Source organism: Paenibacillus anaericanus (assembly GCF_003994475.1).
Classification (GTDB): Bacteria; Bacillota; Bacilli; order Paenibacillales; family Paenibacillaceae; genus Fontibacillus; species Fontibacillus anaericanus.
Window position 1 is genome coordinate 40,799 of sequence record NZ_RZNY01000031.1, and the last position, 19,389, is coordinate 60,187.

Annotated in this window: 13 protein-coding genes; all 13 read left to right on the forward strand. The window is 42.5% G+C overall.

The annotated features are described in order from the left end of the window. Window positions 1-237 precede the first annotated feature (237 nt). The 13 genes from EJP82_RS23825 to EJP82_RS23885 all read left to right on the forward strand — a co-directional run bounded on the left by EJP82_RS23825 (window position 238) and on the right by EJP82_RS23885 (window position 18,856). A complete protein-coding gene (locus EJP82_RS23825; protein WP_127194567.1) occupies window positions 238-885 on the forward strand; it encodes a TetR/AcrR family transcriptional regulator in 648 nt (215 codons plus the stop codon). After that, window positions 878-2,176: an MFS transporter gene (locus EJP82_RS23830; RefSeq protein ID WP_127194568.1), complete on the forward strand. Its 1,299-nt coding sequence runs from the start codon at window positions 878-880 to the stop codon at window positions 2,174-2,176. Before EJP82_RS23825 ends, EJP82_RS23830 begins: the two co-directional genes overlap by 8 nt. Beyond that, window positions 2,161-4,479 carry an ABC transporter permease gene (locus EJP82_RS23835; RefSeq protein WP_127194569.1) on the forward strand — a complete coding sequence of 773 codons (2,319 nt, stop codon included), beginning with the start codon at window positions 2,161-2,163 and terminating at the stop codon, window positions 4,477-4,479. Before EJP82_RS23830 ends, EJP82_RS23835 begins: the two co-directional genes overlap by 16 nt. Window positions 4,480-4,483: 4 nt before the next feature. Continuing rightward, a complete protein-coding gene (locus tag EJP82_RS23840) occupies window positions 4,484-5,242 on the forward strand; it encodes an ABC transporter ATP-binding protein (protein WP_127194570.1) in 759 nt (252 codons plus the stop codon). Between the two features lie 225 nt (window positions 5,243-5,467). Then, window positions 5,468-7,891: an RNA polymerase recycling motor HelD gene (helD, locus tag EJP82_RS23845; protein WP_127194581.1), complete on the forward strand. Its 2,424-nt coding sequence runs from the start codon at window positions 5,468-5,470 to the stop codon at window positions 7,889-7,891. 513 nt (window positions 7,892-8,404) lie between these two features. After that, a complete protein-coding gene (locus EJP82_RS23850) occupies window positions 8,405-10,231 on the forward strand; it encodes a sensor histidine kinase (RefSeq protein WP_170220287.1) in 1,827 nt (608 codons plus the stop codon). Next, window positions 10,209-11,804, forward strand: coding sequence for a response regulator (locus tag EJP82_RS23855; protein WP_170220288.1), 1,596 nt, complete (start codon window positions 10,209-10,211; stop codon window positions 11,802-11,804). The genes EJP82_RS23850 and EJP82_RS23855 overlap by 23 nt, the downstream gene beginning before the upstream one ends. Window positions 11,805-11,908: 104 nt before the next feature. Further along, window positions 11,909-13,237 (forward strand): ABC transporter substrate-binding protein, encoded by a 1,329-nt coding sequence (locus EJP82_RS23860; RefSeq protein WP_127194573.1) that lies wholly within the window; start codon window positions 11,909-11,911, stop codon window positions 13,235-13,237. Window positions 13,238-13,297: 60 nt separating this feature from the next. Beyond that, entirely contained in the window at window positions 13,298-14,179 is an 882-nt protein-coding gene (locus EJP82_RS23865) for a carbohydrate ABC transporter permease (protein ID WP_127194574.1), read from the forward strand. Window positions 14,180-14,192: 13 nt separating this feature from the next. After that, complete coding sequence (locus EJP82_RS23870) at window positions 14,193-15,026, forward strand: carbohydrate ABC transporter permease (RefSeq protein ID WP_127194575.1); 834 nt, start codon at window positions 14,193-14,195, stop codon at window positions 15,024-15,026. A 205-nt stretch (window positions 15,027-15,231) separates the two neighbouring features. Continuing rightward, window positions 15,232-16,308, forward strand: coding sequence for a helix-turn-helix domain-containing protein (locus tag EJP82_RS23875; protein WP_170220289.1), 1,077 nt, complete (start codon window positions 15,232-15,234; stop codon window positions 16,306-16,308). Then, complete coding sequence (locus EJP82_RS23880; RefSeq protein ID WP_127194577.1) at window positions 16,309-17,571, forward strand: FAD-dependent oxidoreductase; 1,263 nt, start codon at window positions 16,309-16,311, stop codon at window positions 17,569-17,571. Between the two features lie 370 nt (window positions 17,572-17,941). Continuing rightward, window positions 17,942-18,856 (forward strand): DUF5692 family protein, encoded by a 915-nt coding sequence (locus tag EJP82_RS23885; RefSeq protein ID WP_127194578.1) that lies wholly within the window; start codon window positions 17,942-17,944, stop codon window positions 18,854-18,856. Window positions 18,857-19,389 lie beyond the last annotated feature (533 nt).

Sequence of the window (19,389 nt, forward strand, 5' to 3'; positions counted from 1 at the left end):
TTGTTTTCAATATTGTAGTACTTCGTAAAGTGAAGGGATGTGTGTTAATTCAACTCAAATAACGCTTGAGAAGTAGACAAATTTATCACTTCATAGTTTAACCTGGTAAGAATGTCTAATACCTGCAAAATGTAGCGCAGCATTTTTGACGTAATTCAGAAAACCCTTGACACCATACCAAAATATGTTAATATTTAACTGACAGACAGTCGGTCGGTGTCCAAGGAGGTAATTATAATGAGAATTGTAAAAGAAGCGGAAGAACGTAGGAACGAAATACTTGACGCGGCGGATGAGCTTTTTGCTCAGAAGGGCTTTGACGGCACAAGTACTAACGATATTCTCGAAAAGGTAGGGATTGCGCGGGGAACTCTATATTATCACTTCAAGTCGAAGGAGGATATTATGGACGCGCTGATTGAGCGGTATGCTGTCCTTATTTTAGGTGCGGCGAAGGAAATCGCCGTAGATAAAAGCATACCCGTAATCGAGCGCGTGATCCGCGCCGTAATGGCAATGAACCTAAGTGGCGGAAGCAGCGAGGTAATAATGGATCACATTCACAAGCCGCAGAACGCGCTGATGCATCAAAAAATACAAAAAGTTATCATCAATGGCGTTCCGCCGATACTGACGGAAATCATTCGCGAGGGCATTGACCAGGGAATGTTCAGCACACCGTTTCCATATGAATGCATGGAAATGGTTGTGATATATGCAAATACCATTTTTGATGATGATATGGTCACTATGACAAACGAGGAGAAAGGCACACGAATGCTGGCCTTTGTGTACAACGTAGAAAGGCTGCTCGGTGCAGATAGTGGAAGTCTTATGGACGCTATGCAGATATTTGGTAGCGGAGATGAAGGCGAACATGAATAGTTCGGGAAAATCCTTCGGAAAATTTCTTATTCTGTGGTCGGGTCAGCTTATTTCAGCGATAGGGAGCGGGCTCACGTCGTTCGGGCTTGGGATCTATGTGTTCCAACAGACGGGAAAGGCATCGGAGATGGCACTTGTAACCTTGCTTGCATTTATGCCTTCGCTTCTTTTAAGTGCCTTTTCGGGCGTACTTGCGGACCGCTATGATCGTAGGCTGCTAATGGTGCTAGGGGATAGTCTTTCGGCGATAGGACTTGTCTACATTCTGATATGTATGCTGCAAGGAGAAGCGCAGCTATGGCAGATTTGCGTTGGAGTTACCATAAGTTCGGTGTTTGCATCGCTGCTTGATCCCGCATACAAAGCTACGGTAACGGATTTGCTTACCGAGGAACAGTACACAAAGGCCAGTGGTCTTGTTCAAGTGGCAGGCTCGGCAAAATATCTGATTTCACCTATAATTGCGGGATTTCTACTCATCGTTTCGGATATTAAGCTGTTGCTTATAATCGACATTTGCACATTTTTTGTAACGGTTATTACAACTTTTGTAGTACGCAGCGGTCTTGCTTCAAATAAATATGAACAGGCAAAATCGTTTATCCGTGAATTCAAAGACGGTTGGGGTGCAGTTTATGAAAACAGGGGTGTGTTTGTACTTGTGGTCATGACATCGGTTCTAACATTTTTCCTCGGAGTTATAGAAACACTCTCCATGCCGATGATTCTTGCATTTTCGAATAGTTCTGTAGTAGGAACGCTTGAAACCATTATTGCTTCAGGAATGCTTGTATCAAGTGTGATGATAGGAATACTTCCGATCAAAAAGGGTTATGTGAAAATACTTTCGGTTTCGCTGTTTTGTATAGGAATATTTATGGCAGGGTTTGGACTTCGCGAAAATATTATATTGATCAGTATTTCGGGATTTCTCTTCTTCGCCATGTTACCGTTTGCCAATGTAAGCCTGGATTTTCTTGTTCGTACCAATATTGATAATTCCGTTCAAGGCAGAGCGTGGGCATTTATCGGAATCATTTCTCAGCTTGGATTTGTTGCCGCTTATGCGATTTCGGGTGTGCTGGCGGATTATGTATTCACCCCTTTATTAGTTGACGGCGGAGTGCTTGCTGACAGTGTGGGAAAGATCATTGGTACGGGCAGCGGCAGAGGAACGGGATTTCTCATCATAATCGCTGGGATGCTATTATGTGTAACTTCGGTAATTTTGTATAACTTAAAATCGATTAAAAAGCTAGAAAATGGAGGTGACTTATGTATTTCAGAATAATTCGCAATGACATTTCAAAAAGCAAACTGATCACACTGACAACCATGATATTTGTGGCTGCCGCGGCTATGCTTGTTTCGCTCGCAGCGATACTCGTCATCCATCTTTCTGGCGCACTAGATACACTTATGACACAAGCTAGAACTCCACATTTTATGCAGATGCATTCGGGTGAAATAGATACTGCACGGCTTACATCTTTTGCGGAGAAAAATAACCATGTTGATGAATTTCAGGTGCTAGAATTTCTCAACATGGACGGTGCGCAGATTATCTTAGGCGATAGTTCACTTGCGAGTAGTGTTCAGGATAACGGCTTCAGCATGCAGAGCGACAAATTTGATTATCTTCTTGATCTTGACGGAAATATCATCAAAGTATCCGACGGCGAGCTATATGTTCCAATTAGTTATATGAGGGATAATACCACTAAGGTCGGTGACCAGGCAGTAATAAGTGGGAAAGAGTTTACCATTGCGGGATTTCTCCGCGATTCGCAGATGAATTCTTCGCTCTCCGCCTCAAAGAGATTTCTTGTTAGTGAACATGATTACGCAGAAATAAGAGGTCTTGGAAGTATTGAGTATCTGATTGAGTTCAGATTAAAGGATTTGTCTATGCTCGGTGCATTTGAAACTGCTTATGCATCCGCAGGACTTGAAGCGAATGGGCCAACGGTTACATATACACTTTTCAAAATGATAAACGCACTTTCAGATGGGATGATGATTGCGGTAATACTCCTCATTAGCGCACTTGTCGTAGTCATCTCATTTATGTGTATACGCTTTACGCTCCTTGCGAAAATCGAAGATGACTACCGTGAAATTGGCGTTATGAAGGCCATAGGACTACGTGTCTCTGACATAAAAAAGATATATCTTGCGAAATACGCAGCGATTGCGGCGGCAGGCAGTATTCTCGGTTTTGCACTTTCGATTATGTTCAAAGGTATGCTTCTAGAAAATATACGGCTTTATATGGGTGAAAGCGATAATTCTTCTTTGGCTTTTGTCTTAGGACTCATTGGTATATTGCTTGTATTCCTTGCCATTATTGCCTATGTAAACAGAGTGCTGAAACGTTTTCGGAAAATATCTGCTGCAGAAGCAATCCGTTTTGGTTCTTCACAGGAAAAAAGCACGGGGGCAAAGCGTTTTAGCCTGAGTGGAAATAGGTTGTTTAGCACGAATATTTTTCTCGGGATCAAAGATGTTCTCGCTAGGAATAGACTTTACATAACTATGCTTGCGGTGCTGGTGATTTCGGCATTTATTATTATTGTTCCGCAGAACCTGTACAACACGATTTCCTCAAAAAGCTTCATCCAGTATATGGGGATAGGAAGCTATGATATGCGCATTGACATACAGCAGGCTGACCATATCTCTGAAAAAACCGCTGAAATTGTAAAGACGATGCACAGCGACAAAACCATTTCAAAATTTGCCGTCTTAACAACAAAAACATTCAAAGCAAAAATGGAAGATGGTTCGGAGGAAAATATAAAAATTGAACTCGGCGACCATTCGATTTTCCCGATAGAATATTCCGTGGGCAGAGCACCTTCATCAGAAGATGAAATTGCACTTTCGGCTATAAACGCCGATGAGCTGAGTAAAAAGGTCGGAGATGTCATTACGCTAGTGATTCAGGGGAAGGAGAAAAATCTTTCGGTAAGCGGCATTTATTCCGACATTACCAACGGCGGCAAAACCGCAAAGGCTGTATTCACCGACAATTCGGCGGACTTGATGTGGAGCATTATCTGCGCGGAACTTTCGGATAAATCTCTTGTCGACGGCAAAGTTTCGGAATATGCGAACAGGTTTGACTTTGCAAAGGTTTCGGACATTGATGAATTTGTTACTCAGACATTTGGCTCGACAATAAGTTCTGTCAAAATGGCCTCCAATGCCGCAATTGCTGTTGCGCTGATTATTACGTTACTGGTAACCCTGTTGTTTATGAAAATGCTTGTTGCAAAAGACAGATATTCCATTGCTGTAATGAAAGCGTTCGGATTTACAAACTCGGATATTACTGCACAGTATGTATCTCGTTCGGTTTTCGTACTGATTGTAGGAATTGTTCTAGGTACGCTACTTGCGAATACTGCTGGAGAGCTACTTGCGGGTGCGGTAATCTCCTCGTTTGGAGCATCGACGTTTCATTTTGTGGTCAATCCGCTTTCGGCATATCTACTTAGTCCGCTGCTGATGATAGGCACAGCACTTATCGCAACAATAATGGGTACATTGGGCGCTGGACAAATAAAAATTTCCGAGAATATAAAGGAGTAGGCATATGAAGAAGATTATTATCGGTGATCATATAGTAAAATCTTTCGGCGAGGGCGATGAGCAGCGCAATGTTCTTGATGGAGTATCTGCCTATATAAGCGAGGGCGAGTTCGTTGCGGTTATGGGACCTTCGGGCTCGGGAAAATCGACGCTGATGTTTGCACTTAGTGGAACGGATGACGTGAATGACGGAAAGGTTGTGTTTGACAATAGGGATTTATCTGCGGCCTCCGAGAATGAACTTTCAGATATACGTAGAACACAAATGGGATTTGTGTTTCAACAACCGACGATGTTGAAAAATCTGAATATCCTCGACAACATCATTCTACCGTCGATGCGTAATAACAGAAAAAATGTAGTAAAAATTACGGAGAAGGCAAGAGTGCTTATGAAAAGAGTAGGCATTACGGAGCTTGAAAAACGTGACATTACACAGGTCTCGGGAGGTCAGCTTCAACGTGCGGGAATATGTCGCGCGCTTATGAACAGTCCCAAAATCATCTTCGGTGACGAGCCGACGGGTGCGCTCAACTCAAAATCTGCACAGGAGATTATGGACATATTTTCCGAAATCAACGCGGAAGGGACTGCGATTATGCTTGTGACCCACGACGCGAAGGTTGCGGCGCGGACGGAACGTATAATGTTTATACGAGACGGAACCATCGTGAGCGAACTGAAGCTTCCGAAGTTTGCCGGGACGAACATAGATGGTAGAGTCAAGGAAGTAACGGAGAAAATGCGCGAAATAGGAATATGATCTGAATAACAAAAAGAACCCGGCAGATCTGCCGGGTTCTTACATATAAATAAATTGCGCATTAAGAGGTACTATGATATCATAAGAGAACTATTGTTGTTTTGTAATTTAAGATATAAGTATTGCATCTTACTTACAATATAATAATACCACGTGGATTCATGGTTTGTCAAATGTAATTTTTTTAACCAGACGAGGATGATAAGGAGTGTGTTCTGGAGTATGATGAACGCAAATGATTGGCAGAAAGAGCAGGAACGGTTGGATCAAATTACGCTAAAGCTGCGAACGAGAATTGCCGAGCTGGAACCCGAGGTGGATCAACTGCGCGATCAGGCAGCAGACATCCGCAAGCGATTTTGGGAAGAAGTTACGGTCAATACGAGTACTCATGAAGATTTCGAAGAGACTTTCTTCACGATCAAGCAGCAGGCTGCTGTGTTATCAGAACGAGAAAGCACGCACAGACAGTTGCTGCGACAATGGAAAAGTATGAACCGACTGCTGCCATCCCCTTATTTCGGGCGAATCGACTTTCAAGAAGATGGCCTGGACTTCAGTGAACAAGTTTATATCGGTGTGTCATCCTTCGCAGAGGAAGATGGTATGAGCTTTCTGGTATATGACTGGCGTACACCTATTGCAAGTTTGTATTACGACTACTCCCCAGGTGAGGTCGCATTTGAAACACCAGGAGGACACGTCGCTGGGACAATGGAATTGAAGCGGCAGTATCAAATTCGTGACGGGCAGATTCAGAACTTATTCGACTCGAGTATAACGATTGGCGACGAATTGCTGCAGCAAGTACTAGGTAAGGGCGCGGACAATCAGATGAAAAGTATCGTGGCAACCATTCAAAAAGAGCAGAATGCCATCATACGCAATGACACCAGTCGAATGCTTATTGTGCAGGGGGTGGCCGGTAGCGGGAAGACCTCAGCGGCACTACAGCGCGTAGCGTATTTACTGTACAAACACCGTGAGCAGATTAAAGCCGATCAAATCGTTCTGTTCTCGCCTAATCCGATGTTTAGTAGTTACGTGTCCACAGTCCTTCCGGAGCTTGGTGAGGAGAATATGCAACAAACGACCTTCCAAGAGTATCTTGAATACTGGCTTGGCTCGACACTACGTCTTGAGGACCCATTCGATCAACTCGAATATGTGTTGACAGAGGGAGAGGGATCAGAGCCAGGGTATGAGGCCCGGTTGAATGGGATTGGGTATAAGTCGTCGGAGGCTTACCTTCAAGCGCTGCAAAATTATGCGCAGTGGTTAAGTCAGGAAGGAATGTCATTCAACCCGATTCGGTTCAGAGATCGTGATTTGATAACCGCGGAACAAATGAAGTCACAGTTTTACAGCTACGATGCTTCCATCCGCTTGGCTAATCGTGTAGTTCTGCTTCAGGAATGGTTACTGCGAGAGTTAACCATACTAGAGCGCCAAGAGCGGGAGGAATCCTGGGTAGAAGAGGAACTTAATTACCTCGATAACGATCAGTATGCTGAAGCCTATCAGGCACTGCGTAAAGAAGACGGTGTCTTCGCTTTTGCCGAAGAGTATGTTGACGCCTATAACGAGCTACACAATAAGCATCTGCAAGAGGATGACTCTTTTGATTTTGCTCAACAGGAGGAAGCACTGCTACGCCGGATGATCGTGAAGGAGCACTTCAAATCGTTAAGACGGGGTGTAAAACGATTACTTTTCATAGATATGGTTGGGCTGTACGACCAGCTGTTTAGCGATGATGTTACTTATCGGGAGATGACAAATGGGGCCGAAGTGCCCGAGTATTGGTCGGGAATTTGTAAGCAAACAAAGGAAAAGTTGAGCAGGCTTGAACTATTTTATGAGGATGCGACACCGTACCTGTATTTAAAAGAACTCATCGAAGGCGTTCGTAGGAATACGGAGGTTCGGCACATATTCGTTGACGAAGGCCAGGATTACTCGATGTTCCAATATGAGTTTCTCAAAAAGCTGTTTCCCCGTGCTCGCATGACAGTGCTCGGTGACTTTAGTCAAGCAATCTTCACGCAGGCAACAAATTTGGAAGAGGATGACTCTCCATTGACCAGGCTTTATGGTGAGGAAGAGACAAGTCGGTTCTTACTTGTCCGAAGTTATCGTTCAACTCGCGAGATCGTGGAGTTTACAAAATCATTACTGCCATATGGGCAGATGATCGTACCTTTCGAGAGAAGGGGTAGGAAGCCAGTACTATCGATGTCAGATAATAGTAAGAAGCGTGCGGAACGAATGGCAGCGGATCTTGCGACACTTCAAGCTGAAGGCTACACCTCGATCGGCGTGATTACGAAGACAGCGGCCGAAAGCAGCGAGGTCTACAATACTTTGACAGCTTTGGGTTGCCAAGAACTGCGGCACATCACGAAGGCAACGTTCACCTTCGACAAGGGAACGCTAATTATTCCTGCTTATCTGGCTAAAGGTGTTGAATTCGATGCCGTATTGATTTACGATGGTTCTTCACAGACATATCATCGGGAAAGTGAGCGCAAACTCTTCTATACAGCATGTACACGTGCGATGCATCGCCTTCACCTTTACACAACAGGGGAATGGACCCCTTTTATTCAAGGATTGGATCTATCTTTGTATGAAGTTGAGCAGTACTGAGCCTTATAGAATTATCCGTAACCTTTGAGAAATATCGTCACGTCTATATAATATAGAAGAGAGGGGCCTAAGCCTCTCTCTTTTTTTACCCGAATATGTAAGGCAATGCTGATATGAATGTTTTCAGAAAAATAAAACCGAAAATCGTAATGATAATTTTACAATCCATAACACTAAACCAATTAAAAATCTAATGAGAGGATGTAACCGAAGGCTTGCACCACAATGTGGGCAGTTGGTAGCAGAAGAAGCGACTTCCTTAGAGCATACTTTGCAATTTTGCAATTTACTTTTTTTTCGAGAATTTAGAAACCTCGTAAATATGAAATACGAGGTAAGTTTGGTTAGTAGTCTTTGGTTCCTATTTAATAGACGCATTTTGGGCCAAAAGCTTATCTACTACTAGCAGTAATTTAGTAATGTTTTATGATAAAGTGGTAAGTAAATGTTTTGTATATGTAGATTCTAGAAGAAAGCTCATTATTGAAAGTGTTGGGTGAGAGGATGACTAGGATGAAAACCGAGCGGTTTATCTGGTTCAAAAGTCAACGAATTAAGAATAAAATCATTTCCATCTATTTTCCACTGGTTCTCATTCCGCTCTTATTGATGGGACTTTTTTCTTATACGATCAACTCGGAAGCAATTATTAAAAAGACCAAAAAAAACATGCTCGACGAGTCTCGCCTCATTATGATGCGAATGGATACCATTCTGAACAATGCGGATAGTTTTGCTAATCTCGCCATGCTTGATCTAAATAAGGACAAGGAGCGAATGGTTTTAGAACGACAGGAACGAGCTTCACTTGATTCACAGGTTAACGACGATTTCGTTTTGCGCAATCAAATTGAAAACAAGCTTGATTTTGCTCTAATGATCTTTCCAGATGTGGAATCCGCACTGTTCATCGATTTAAATGATAATATTTATGTGACGGACCCCAGGTTGGCTCAGGGTACTTCCCAAGGCTTGTTAAGCCCCATGCTTGATGAAGTGAAGAAACAAAATGGCATTAATAGTTGGTTCCCGATGCAGCGTCGGGATTTTTGGGTGCTTAATAAGGAGCAGGCCGTGCTAACGATTGGAAAGAAAATATTGGATACTGAAACGCTGGAAACCCTCGGTTATCTATTTGTAAACGTGAATGAGAAAGCGCTATCATCCATCTATCGTCCGGTTGGAACTGAACAACCTAACGGTTATTATATCGTTGACGATCGGGGTCTTGTCATTTCATCGACGGATGAGATGCAGATTTTACAGCCACTAAATCCCGATCAAAAATTGAACTTCCCTACCAATACTGCGATTCTTCAGGAAGAGAAGACGGTTAACGGGAAGAAAGTATTACTTACGGCGGCGACGCCCTTCGGCAAGTCAGGCTGGAAATTGGTGAATGAAATTGGGCTGAAGGATCTCACTAAGGAAACTCGACAGGTAACTAATGTAATTTTGATCGTTTGCGGAATCAGTCTACTATTCGCTCTGATGGGCGCTGTCGTTTTGAATCAATCTATTGCTTCACCCATTGTTTCTCTAGCCAAACACATGAGGCGGATTCGCGAAGAAGATATCTATAATCCTGTTGAAGTTAGAAGAGGAGATGAAATTGGTATTCTTGGTTCCGGACTGAATATGATGCTGGGGCGTATTAATGATTTGCTTGTGAAGGTGAAGGAGGAGCAACAATTAAAACGTGAATATGAACTGGCGCTTGTTCAGGATCAAATTAAGCCGCATTTTTTTTACAATACACTAGATTTGATCTATGTGCTATGCATTGCGGGAGAAAGTGAGCAGGCGGGGAAGGCGACCAAGGCACTAGCTGATTTTTATCGAATTGCCCTGAGTAATGGCAAAGAGATGATTACAGTTCGCGAGGAGATTCGCAACCTACATAGTTACCTCTACATCCAGAGCGCTCGTTATTCAGATTTGTTTGATTTCCAAATTCTGATTCCAAGTGAGCTTTTAAACGACGCCATACCCAAGTTGACCCTGCAGCCCCTGGTAGAAAATGCGATCTATCACGGATTGAAGGAGAAGGGCAGCTTCGGGCATATAACCATAGAAGGTGAACGTCATAAGGATGCAATGCGCATTCGCGTGAAGGATGATGGAGTCGGCATTCCACCGGAATGCCTAGAGCAATGGAAAGCGAACGGTAAAGAACGTCAATTCTTCGGCCTCAGCAATGTCAATGACCGGATCAAGCTGTATTTTGGGGAACGTTACGGAATTCAAATTCAAAGCCAGTTAGGAAGAGGCACTACAGTAACAGTTGAGATTCCACTAACGAATGGAGATTCCGAACATGATCAAGATAATATTTGCTGACGATGAGGCGGTATTTCGTCGCTATTTCCGAAATGTAATCGACTGGGAATCGAACGGGTACCAAATATGTGGAGAGGCGAAGAACGGTATGGAGGCGCTGGAACTTATTGAGCAGGTGCGCCCCGACATTGCTTTTATCGATATCAACATGCCTTATATGAGCGGAATGGACCTAGCAGCTAAGGTGAAGCTGTTGTATCCCACTACTTTTATTTTGCTGGTTACGGGCCACAGTGAATTTGAATACGCTCGGCAGGCGGTCAAAATCGGTGTAGATGATTACATTCTGAAGCCTTTTGACGAGGAGGAGTTGCATATGGCTCTTGCTAAGGTGAAAGGCTCCATGGAAAAGACGCAAGTGGAGAAGGATAAGACAAAAAATGAACAGCATGTCTGGAAAGAAGGATTTCTCAACCTGCTGATCAGCAACGCATACGAGCAGGATAATGAAACGATACAAAGTCAGTTAAAGCACTACCAGCTCGAGGAGGGGAGTTTGCTCTTCCAGGTAGTTGCAGTTGAAATTAATGGCCTGCATGAGCAGTGGCCGGATTCCGAAGAAATAAGATTGCGAAAATATATCATCAGTAATTTATTACAGGATTTAGTTCAACCGGATGGTCAGCATTTTATCTTTAATGGGCCAGAAAACTGCGTCATTTCACTTCTGCACTTCTCAGGTGAACAAGATAAGGAGAGTTTCGTTAGCTACAGCTACGAGAGACTCAGCGAATTAATTAAAAAGCATTTTGGTTTCAGTGTCACCGTCGGGATCGGCAGCACGGGACAAGGAATCCCTTCGATCCGTCAATCTTATATAGATGCGGTTATAGCCTTAAGGAATAAAATATCTATGAACCACAAAGATGTGGTTGATTTTCGGGACATTACCTCCCGATCAGCCAATGTCGGTTTCTATCCAAGTGAAATGAATGAGAAACTACTCATTCATTTGCGGCTACATGATGAAGAGGAGATCAAGAACAATTTAGATGAAATCCTCCTCTATATACAGACTAAGCAGCTTTCCAGCGATTATATTCATATGATTATGGCGGGGCTTGTTTCCTTATGCTTGACCTATATTTATGAGATGGACAAGCGGGTTGATCAACTACTGCCAGAAGGATTCTCGCCTTTTAAGGAAATTTTTAATAAGCCATCTCTCGAAGCGGGTTTCACCTGGATCACCGACTTATATTTGAATGTTGCTCGTCAATCCAAAGGCATGAAGCGTTCCAAAGCGGTTAAGCTGTTGAACTCTGCAAGGGAATATATCGATACCCATTACAGTGATAATCAGTTAAAGGTTGAGGATGTTGCTAAGCATCTCTATATTCAATCGCGTTATTTGCTCAAAGTTTTCAAGCAAGAGCTCGGCATCAGTGTCAGTGACTATATCTTTGAACTGCGGATGCAAACAGCCAAGGAATTACTACTATCTGGTAAAAATTTGCGTTTGACTGATATTGCAGAAATGGTAGGCTACAGTGACCCAGGACATTTCAGTAAAAGCTTTAAACGAAACACAGGCTTATCCCCAAGCGAATATGAAGTCATGCACTCTAAATAACACAAAAGAGGTCAAATCATACAAATGTGTTCCGATTTATCCCTTAATGAAAGCGCTAATATTAACTACAATATAGACAGATCCACGAAGGGGGATAAGAAAAAATGAAAAAAATGAAAACGCATGCAATGGCATTAATTCTGCTGTCTGTTATGGTTGCACTATCTGGTTGCGGCTCATCTAACAAGGGGGCAGACAAGGAAGTTAGCGGAAATAATGTAGAAAAAAAGCCGGAAACGGTGGAAACCATTAAACTTAAATTTTATGCGCAATATAGTGGCCAAGAGAAAGCCGCTTATGACGCTGCAAAAGAAGCGATGAAAAAAGTAATGCCTGAAGTAGAGGTGGAATTTGAGGTTGCAGCTCAAGATGATGAACAAAAAATTAAAACGTACGCAGCGGCGGGAACCTTGCCAGACATCTTTTTTGCCTCAAGCGGGCTGATCGAAACGCTAAAGAATTCAGACAATTTGTTGGTGCTGGATGATGTGGTAAAAGCAAATGACATCGAGTCCAAGCTGAACGAAACTTCCAAAGCGATGTTATGGAATAAGGATGGCCATTCCTATTCGGTTCCTAACGTTGGTCAATGGGCTGCAGTTATATTCTTCAATAAAGAGATTTTTGAGGATAACAATATTAAGGTTCCTGCTAACTATACGGAATTATTAGAAGCGGTTACAGCTCTGAAAGCGAAAGAAATTACACCACTTACGTTGTTTGCCAAAGAAAAATGGACCGGTGTGCAACTACTTGATATGGCCATTGTTGGCTCAGATCCAGGTGGATTGAAGAAACTGGACAATGGTGAAGGTACCTTTTCGGACGAGGCATATATACAGGGTGCTAGTAAGCTGGAAGAGCTTGTTAAGGCAGGGCTGTTGTCCAAAAATGCCTTCAATACGACGTATGATGATGCAGTTGCGCAATTTACATCTGGCAAAGCAGCTATGTTATTGAATGGTGCCTGGTCGATGGGTGCTTTGGAAGAAGGGCTCGGTGAAGGCAAGATGGGGATGCTCTATACTCCATTTACAGATGCCGACAAGGTAGATAGTGCTCAGTGGAATATTAGTGGTGGAGGCTTTAACCAAGGTTTTGCCGTTTCGAAAAACTCGAAATATCCAGAAGTGGCAGCAAAGTATGCAGCACTGATATCATTAGAATTTAATAAACAGCGTGTCATTCAAATCGGTGATCCGAACTCCATTTTGGTAGAAGAGGTACAGCCGACAGTTGGTTTTACACCGATACAGCAGCAGTATGCGAAAGATGCAGTCAATTTTAAATCGATGACAACCTTCGCTTGGGGCTTTGAGAATGCAAAGTTTAAAACGGTTATTGAAGACAACTCACAAAAGCTGCTGGCCGGTCAAAAATTGGATGATTTTATTCAAGATATGAATAAAGAACTAGAGAGAGTCCGTAATTAAAAGGCACATCAAGCAGGTTGTCCTTGTAAAGAGGGCAACCTGCTTTTAAAGGAGGAGCATATGACTTCGAAACAAAAATACAGGGTAGCACTACTTGTTTTCACCGTCCCGACGTTGCTTTTTTTCTCCATCATGGTTGTTTATCCAATACTTCAGACATTTCAGAAGAGTTTCTTCGATTGGGATGGGTTAACACCAGCAACCTTTAATGGACTTGATAATTTCATACGATTATTTCAGGATGACGATTTTTGGGTATCGCTCAAAAACGGTTTGATATTTGCTTTTGTGCTCGTTGTTTATCAGCTAGGACTTGGCACGGTGTTGGCTATTGCCCTTAGTAATAAAAATATATTTGGTCGTAAATTTTTTAAAACAACATATTTCATTCCGGTTGTCCTATCGAGTGTTGTCGTATCCCAATTGTTTATAGCTATATACAACACAGATGGTGGTTTGGTTAATAGTCTATTCACTTTATTTGGTTTTAATTATCAGCAAGCCTGGTTGAGTGGAGAACATAGCTCGATATGGGCGATTGCTTTTACAAATGCATGGCAGAACTTGGGTGTCCATCTCGTACTGATCTATGCTGCCATCAAATCTATACCCGAACATCTCTATGAAGCAGCTACAATTGATGGTGCTACCTTCTGGAGAAGTCATTGGAAGATTACGATTCCACTTCTCGGAGAGACCTATAAATTCTGTTTAATTATGGCTATAACAGGTGGTTTGAATGCCTTCCAGAACATGTTCGTCATGACTAACGGCGGCCCTGGTAATATTTCGTATACCTTTACTTTTATGATGTACAAGGCGGCTTTCCGCTCCGGTGAATACGGATACGGTTCGGCTGCAGCAGCCTTCCTTGTTATTGAATGCTTGCTCTTTACCATTCTTATCAACAAAATCGTAGCCCGGGAGAAAATCAGTTATTAGACGGGGGGATCTTATGTTAAAGCGAACAGCGAACAGAATATCTGCCTATGGTTCTCTTCTGTTCTTTGTCTTAATTAGTTTATATCCATTAGTGTGGTTGTTGTTTTATTCATTTAAAAATAATGAAGAGATTTTCTCAACGAACGTGTTTGGTGTTCCTCGTGTATGGCGGTTTGAGAATTATGTGAATGCCTTTGATGTTTTTGATCTGGTGCTTTATTTCAAGAACAGTTTTATCGTTTCGATTGGGACGGTTGCCATTACGATTATACTCTCGCTTATGTTCTCCTATGCAGCCGCACGGATGAAATGGCGGTATGCAGAATCTGCACGTATTTATATGACTGCAGGAATGTTCATACCGATGCAGATTATATTGATTCCACTTCTTGTCCTTTCTCGGGATTTGCATCTTCAGGATAGTTATTTAGCAGTGATTGTACCTTATGTGGCGTTTCAGCTTTCCTTTTCCACAATTATTTTCTATGCATTCTTTCGCTCACTTCCTTTCGAAATAGAAGAGTCGGCGGCGATTGATGGTGCCAGTGTATACAAAACATTCTTCCAAATCATGGTTCCACTTGTGAAGCCAGCGATCGCTTCAGTTTGCATCTTTGTCTTCCTGTTCGCGTGGAACGAATTCCTGGTTGCTCTCGTCATGATCAGCGACAATATGCTCAAGACGTTGCCGCTCGGATTGTTATATTTCCAGACACAGTTTGGCTCCGATTGGGGCACAATGGGCGCAGTTATGGTCATATCGACGATTCCTACTATTTTGATCTACCTATTGTTCTCGGAGCAAATTGAAAAAGCATTAACTGTCAGTTCGGCTGTAAAAGGTTAGCTTTTACGACAAAATGAATTTGGAATGGATGACATCCCCTCTAATTAGACACTCAAAAAAATCCTTATGGTATCATGAGGATCGAGTGGACAAGGAGGGGATATTTGTATTACTAGCAGTAATTCAGTCATGTTCTATGTTAAAATTAGAAAGTACTGACTAGCCCACATAGACATAATTACACTCGTATAAGGGGGTGAATGGGTTGAATGAGAAAGATAAATATCAAATTATTAGGCAGGGGATCACCACAAAAAATGTGAGCAAAACCTGTAAGGAGTTTGGTATTTCTAGAACCATCTATTATCAGTGGTATAATGCTTACCTAAAGCATGGAATGGAAGGGCTTACAGAGAAAGAACGAAAGCCGATCATGCCTAATAAGGTAGATAAACGAGTCGAAAAAATGATTTTAAAGTATGTGGCAAGGTTTCCAGAGGATGGGCCAAAGCGGATCTATTATGAGCTTCAGGATGAGGGCGTACAGGTAGGCGAGTCTGGTATTTACAATGTATTAAGGAGAAACAGGTTAAGCAAGCGAGAACAGCGTGAAGTGTACGCCGCCGAGATCAAAGCTAAGAAACGCCATGATGGAGATACATATAATACGCGCGGTGGTAAGGGCCAGCAGTTGGGAACCCCTATAGAAAGACAGAAGCACAAGCAGCAGCCCATCGACTATACAATGAAAGATCCAAGCCATGCTCACCCTGGTTATATGGTTCAACAGAGTATTCATTATATGGGTGTGTTTCCGAAGATCGGAAAGGTGTATCAATATGTGATCTATGATGTCCATTCAAGATTAGGACTAGTTAAGCTATATAATCGCAAGGCCACTATTCATTTTATCGACTTTATGACGTTGAAGATTTTACCCTTGATGAAGACCCTTCAATTTGAAATTGAAAATTTGGTTACGAACAAAAGTCGAGAATTCACCACAAACTGGGATAGAGGCAATCATAAGTATACGGATTTTTTACATAAAAATAATATTAACCAAGTGGCCTTTACCGCAGAAAATAAGGAGATATTTCAACCTTTGGAATCATTTGTCGCTGTATTGACGAAGGAGTTCTATCAGCAGGCTTGGAGTGATCCTACGATCGATTCATTCATGGTGCTAGAAAAGCGATTAGAAATATTTCTCCGCCACTACAATTTCAACAGAGCAATTACAGATGGACCTAATCAGGGGAAAATACCATCAGATATCGCACTTAACTATGCAGGTCGGCAAGAGCCTTTGCCGCTCTGGTTGTTTACAAGGAGATCATAGATGATGGAAGAAGATAAGTATCATGCTAAAATAGGGATCATCGGCGCAGGGATATCGGGTGTCACTACGGCCTATCAGCTAGCGAAGAAGGGATATACGAATATCACCATCCTTGAAAAGGATGAACGCGTAGGTGGCAAATGTCATTCGATTGAGTACCGGGGAAAAACGTATGAAATGGGGACTCTCATTGGCTTACCCTCATATAAACATACAATGGAGCTGATGGCCGAGTTTGACCTTATGGATAAAGGCCCGCTATTGGAGCGGGGATTCTTCGATGCCAAAGGAAGGAAGATGTCGCAGATTCCATTAGATCAAGTGGCGGAGTTTATGGAGGAATTCAGACGGTTACCGGAGGTTCTGAGCCGATATGAATCACTCAAAGAGCCTGGTTTTCTCCATTTGCCACCGGAATTGTGCCAGCCTTTTTCTGCATGGTGTGAAGAGAATGACTTGTCAGTCATTATGCAGGTCTATATGCATTACTTTAGTACTTTCGGATTTGGAAGCATTTATGATGTGCCTGCAGCCTATGTATTGAAATTTCTGAGTTATGATAATCTAATGGCTTTTATTGAAATTACACACATGATTACATGGCCCAAGGGAGTTAATCAATTAATCCAACGCATGGCAGACCAGGTAGAAGATCTACGATTGACTTGTGAAGTGCATCATATGGAGAAGGTGGCAGACGGTAGGGTCCGGGTGGAGACAGGTCAGGATATTTTGTATTTTGATAAGGTTATTTATACGGCTTCCTTACACCATATGGGTCATATCGTTGATTTGTCTCCTGCTGATAAGGGGCTATTTGACAGTATTATTTATGAGCGTTTTCGTGTCTACGCCTACAGAGTGGAAGGCATTCCGGCACATTCCGGCTATATTCCCCACAACATGTATCCTGAACGCAAGGGACATATGATGGCTTGGTATTATCGATGGGCTGATTTGGGTGCTACAGATTTGGTTACGGTGTATGTGGCAGAGAACGAGCAGATGACAGATGTGCAGATGCGGGAGACGGTAGAGAACAAACTTCGTGAACTGGGTGGGGAGAATATCCGCCTGTACATGATGAAGTCTTGGAAGCAGTTTCCGCATGTAGATTCGAATGCCTTACGTAACGGGTTTTATGAGCGGATTGATCAGATGCAGGGAAGAGACCAGATCTATTACGCTGGTGAAATTATGAACTTTCCTACACTTGAGAACTGTATCGTGTATGCAAAGCATTTGGTGAATCGATTTTTCTGAGTCCTAATCTAGCAAAAAATTCCGAATATACAAGTAACAGTCTTACCGACAGTGCGTAATTTGTCGATGAGGCTGTTTTTTTACTTTCAAGTTAGCTTTACAGTCGCATAGTTCAATAAACCTAGATAATTGGGTAAAAAGAGCCCTGGATTCCGTTAAAATCAAGCTTTCCTAAGCAAACCTACCCAGAAGGGATAAATTTAGTTTGTATATGCGGTTTTGATTGCATTTGGTAGTGTAAACACAACTCGAAAGAAGACTTATAAAAGCCTTTTAAATCAACGTTTCTATAAAATTGATAGGGAATATACATTAGGATATATTCAACTCAAGACATCATATTTAACTAAAATTTTAGGAGGGGTAAGTCATGTTTTTATTTGAATCCATACCCTGGTATTCAGCTCTCATGTGGTTTGCGGTACTAGCTGGTTTAATGCTTGTCAATGAAATAGCTCGGATGAGCAAATGGGTTTCGATCATTTTGTTCCTGGCGCTACCGATTGTGCTAACCGTTGCGGTTTGGCCAAACACAGCAGGAGAAGGTTCTAGTGTAGGTACTTGGTTTCACTGGGTGAAAGTTTATTCAGCACTGGCAGGATGTTTAGGCTTTCTAGCTATCCGGTTTATCAAAGGTTGGAGCAACAATAAGTACATCTTGATGTTCCCGGCTATTATTCTGGCAGTCAACATTCTAGAAGCTGTTATTCGGGATTTCCAAGTGTATAGCCTGAATGGTATGGTCGATGGCGTAATGATGGTTGGCGGACCTTGGAACATTATGAATGGGGTTGCCGGCATACTGAACATAATTACGATTTCTGGCTGGATGGGAATTGTGATAAGTAAGGATAAGAGTAAGGATATGTTATGGCCTGACCAACTTTGGTTCTGGATCATCGCATACGATATTTGGAACTTCGCTTATGTATATAACGCGGTTTCAGATCACGCTTTCTATGCTGGAGCAGCATTGCTAATTTCATGTACAATTCCAGCGTTCTTCTTCAAGAAAGGCGCTTGGCTGCAACACCGTGCTCAGACTTTAGCTATTTGGATGATGTTTACGATGTCCTTCCCAATGTTTGTTGGAGAATCCAAATTCGCTGTACAATCATCACACAGTGAAACAGCTTTATGGGTTGTAAGTGCATTGTCATTAGCAGCTAACATAGCTGTATTCGTATACCACTTCTACAAAATTATCAAACACAAACGCAATCCGCTTAAAGTCGAAGTATACACTGATTTGGCGGCATACAAGGCAATTGCTGAGAATAAATAAGCGTCGCAGGGTAACTAACTCTCTCTGTAACCACCTCTTATTACCACTTATCATTACCACCTCTCATGATCCAATGAGAGGTTTTTTCATGTTTAGGTTCTCGGGTACGAGGGTTGAAGGTTGTCCCTTACATGGATTGGTACGCAGAGGAGTTCTATATGGCTTAATGTCGGCTTAACCCAGGGAGCCTTATGCTAACGAACTACTGCTGCTGCTTCTAACGGAACTGAGCGACGTTAATAGGCCGAATATAGGCTTGCGAGTATTCTAACGGAACTGTACGACGTTAATGTGGGACTTGGGTGCTTTAATCCGCCTGAACATGGTAAATAGCATCGCTCAGTTCCGTTACATTGTAGAAGTGACAAGTATTTGGCAAATAAGGTCGGCTAGCGGTTCAACCCCCTAAATTTGGACACTTTCCACATCATTCTTAAGAAATCTCATCATAGCGCAATTTTTTGTGGGGGAATCAACCCCATGGTCATCAAACGTAAGTATTCCTTGGGTGGCCAATCCTTGAGACTGCCATG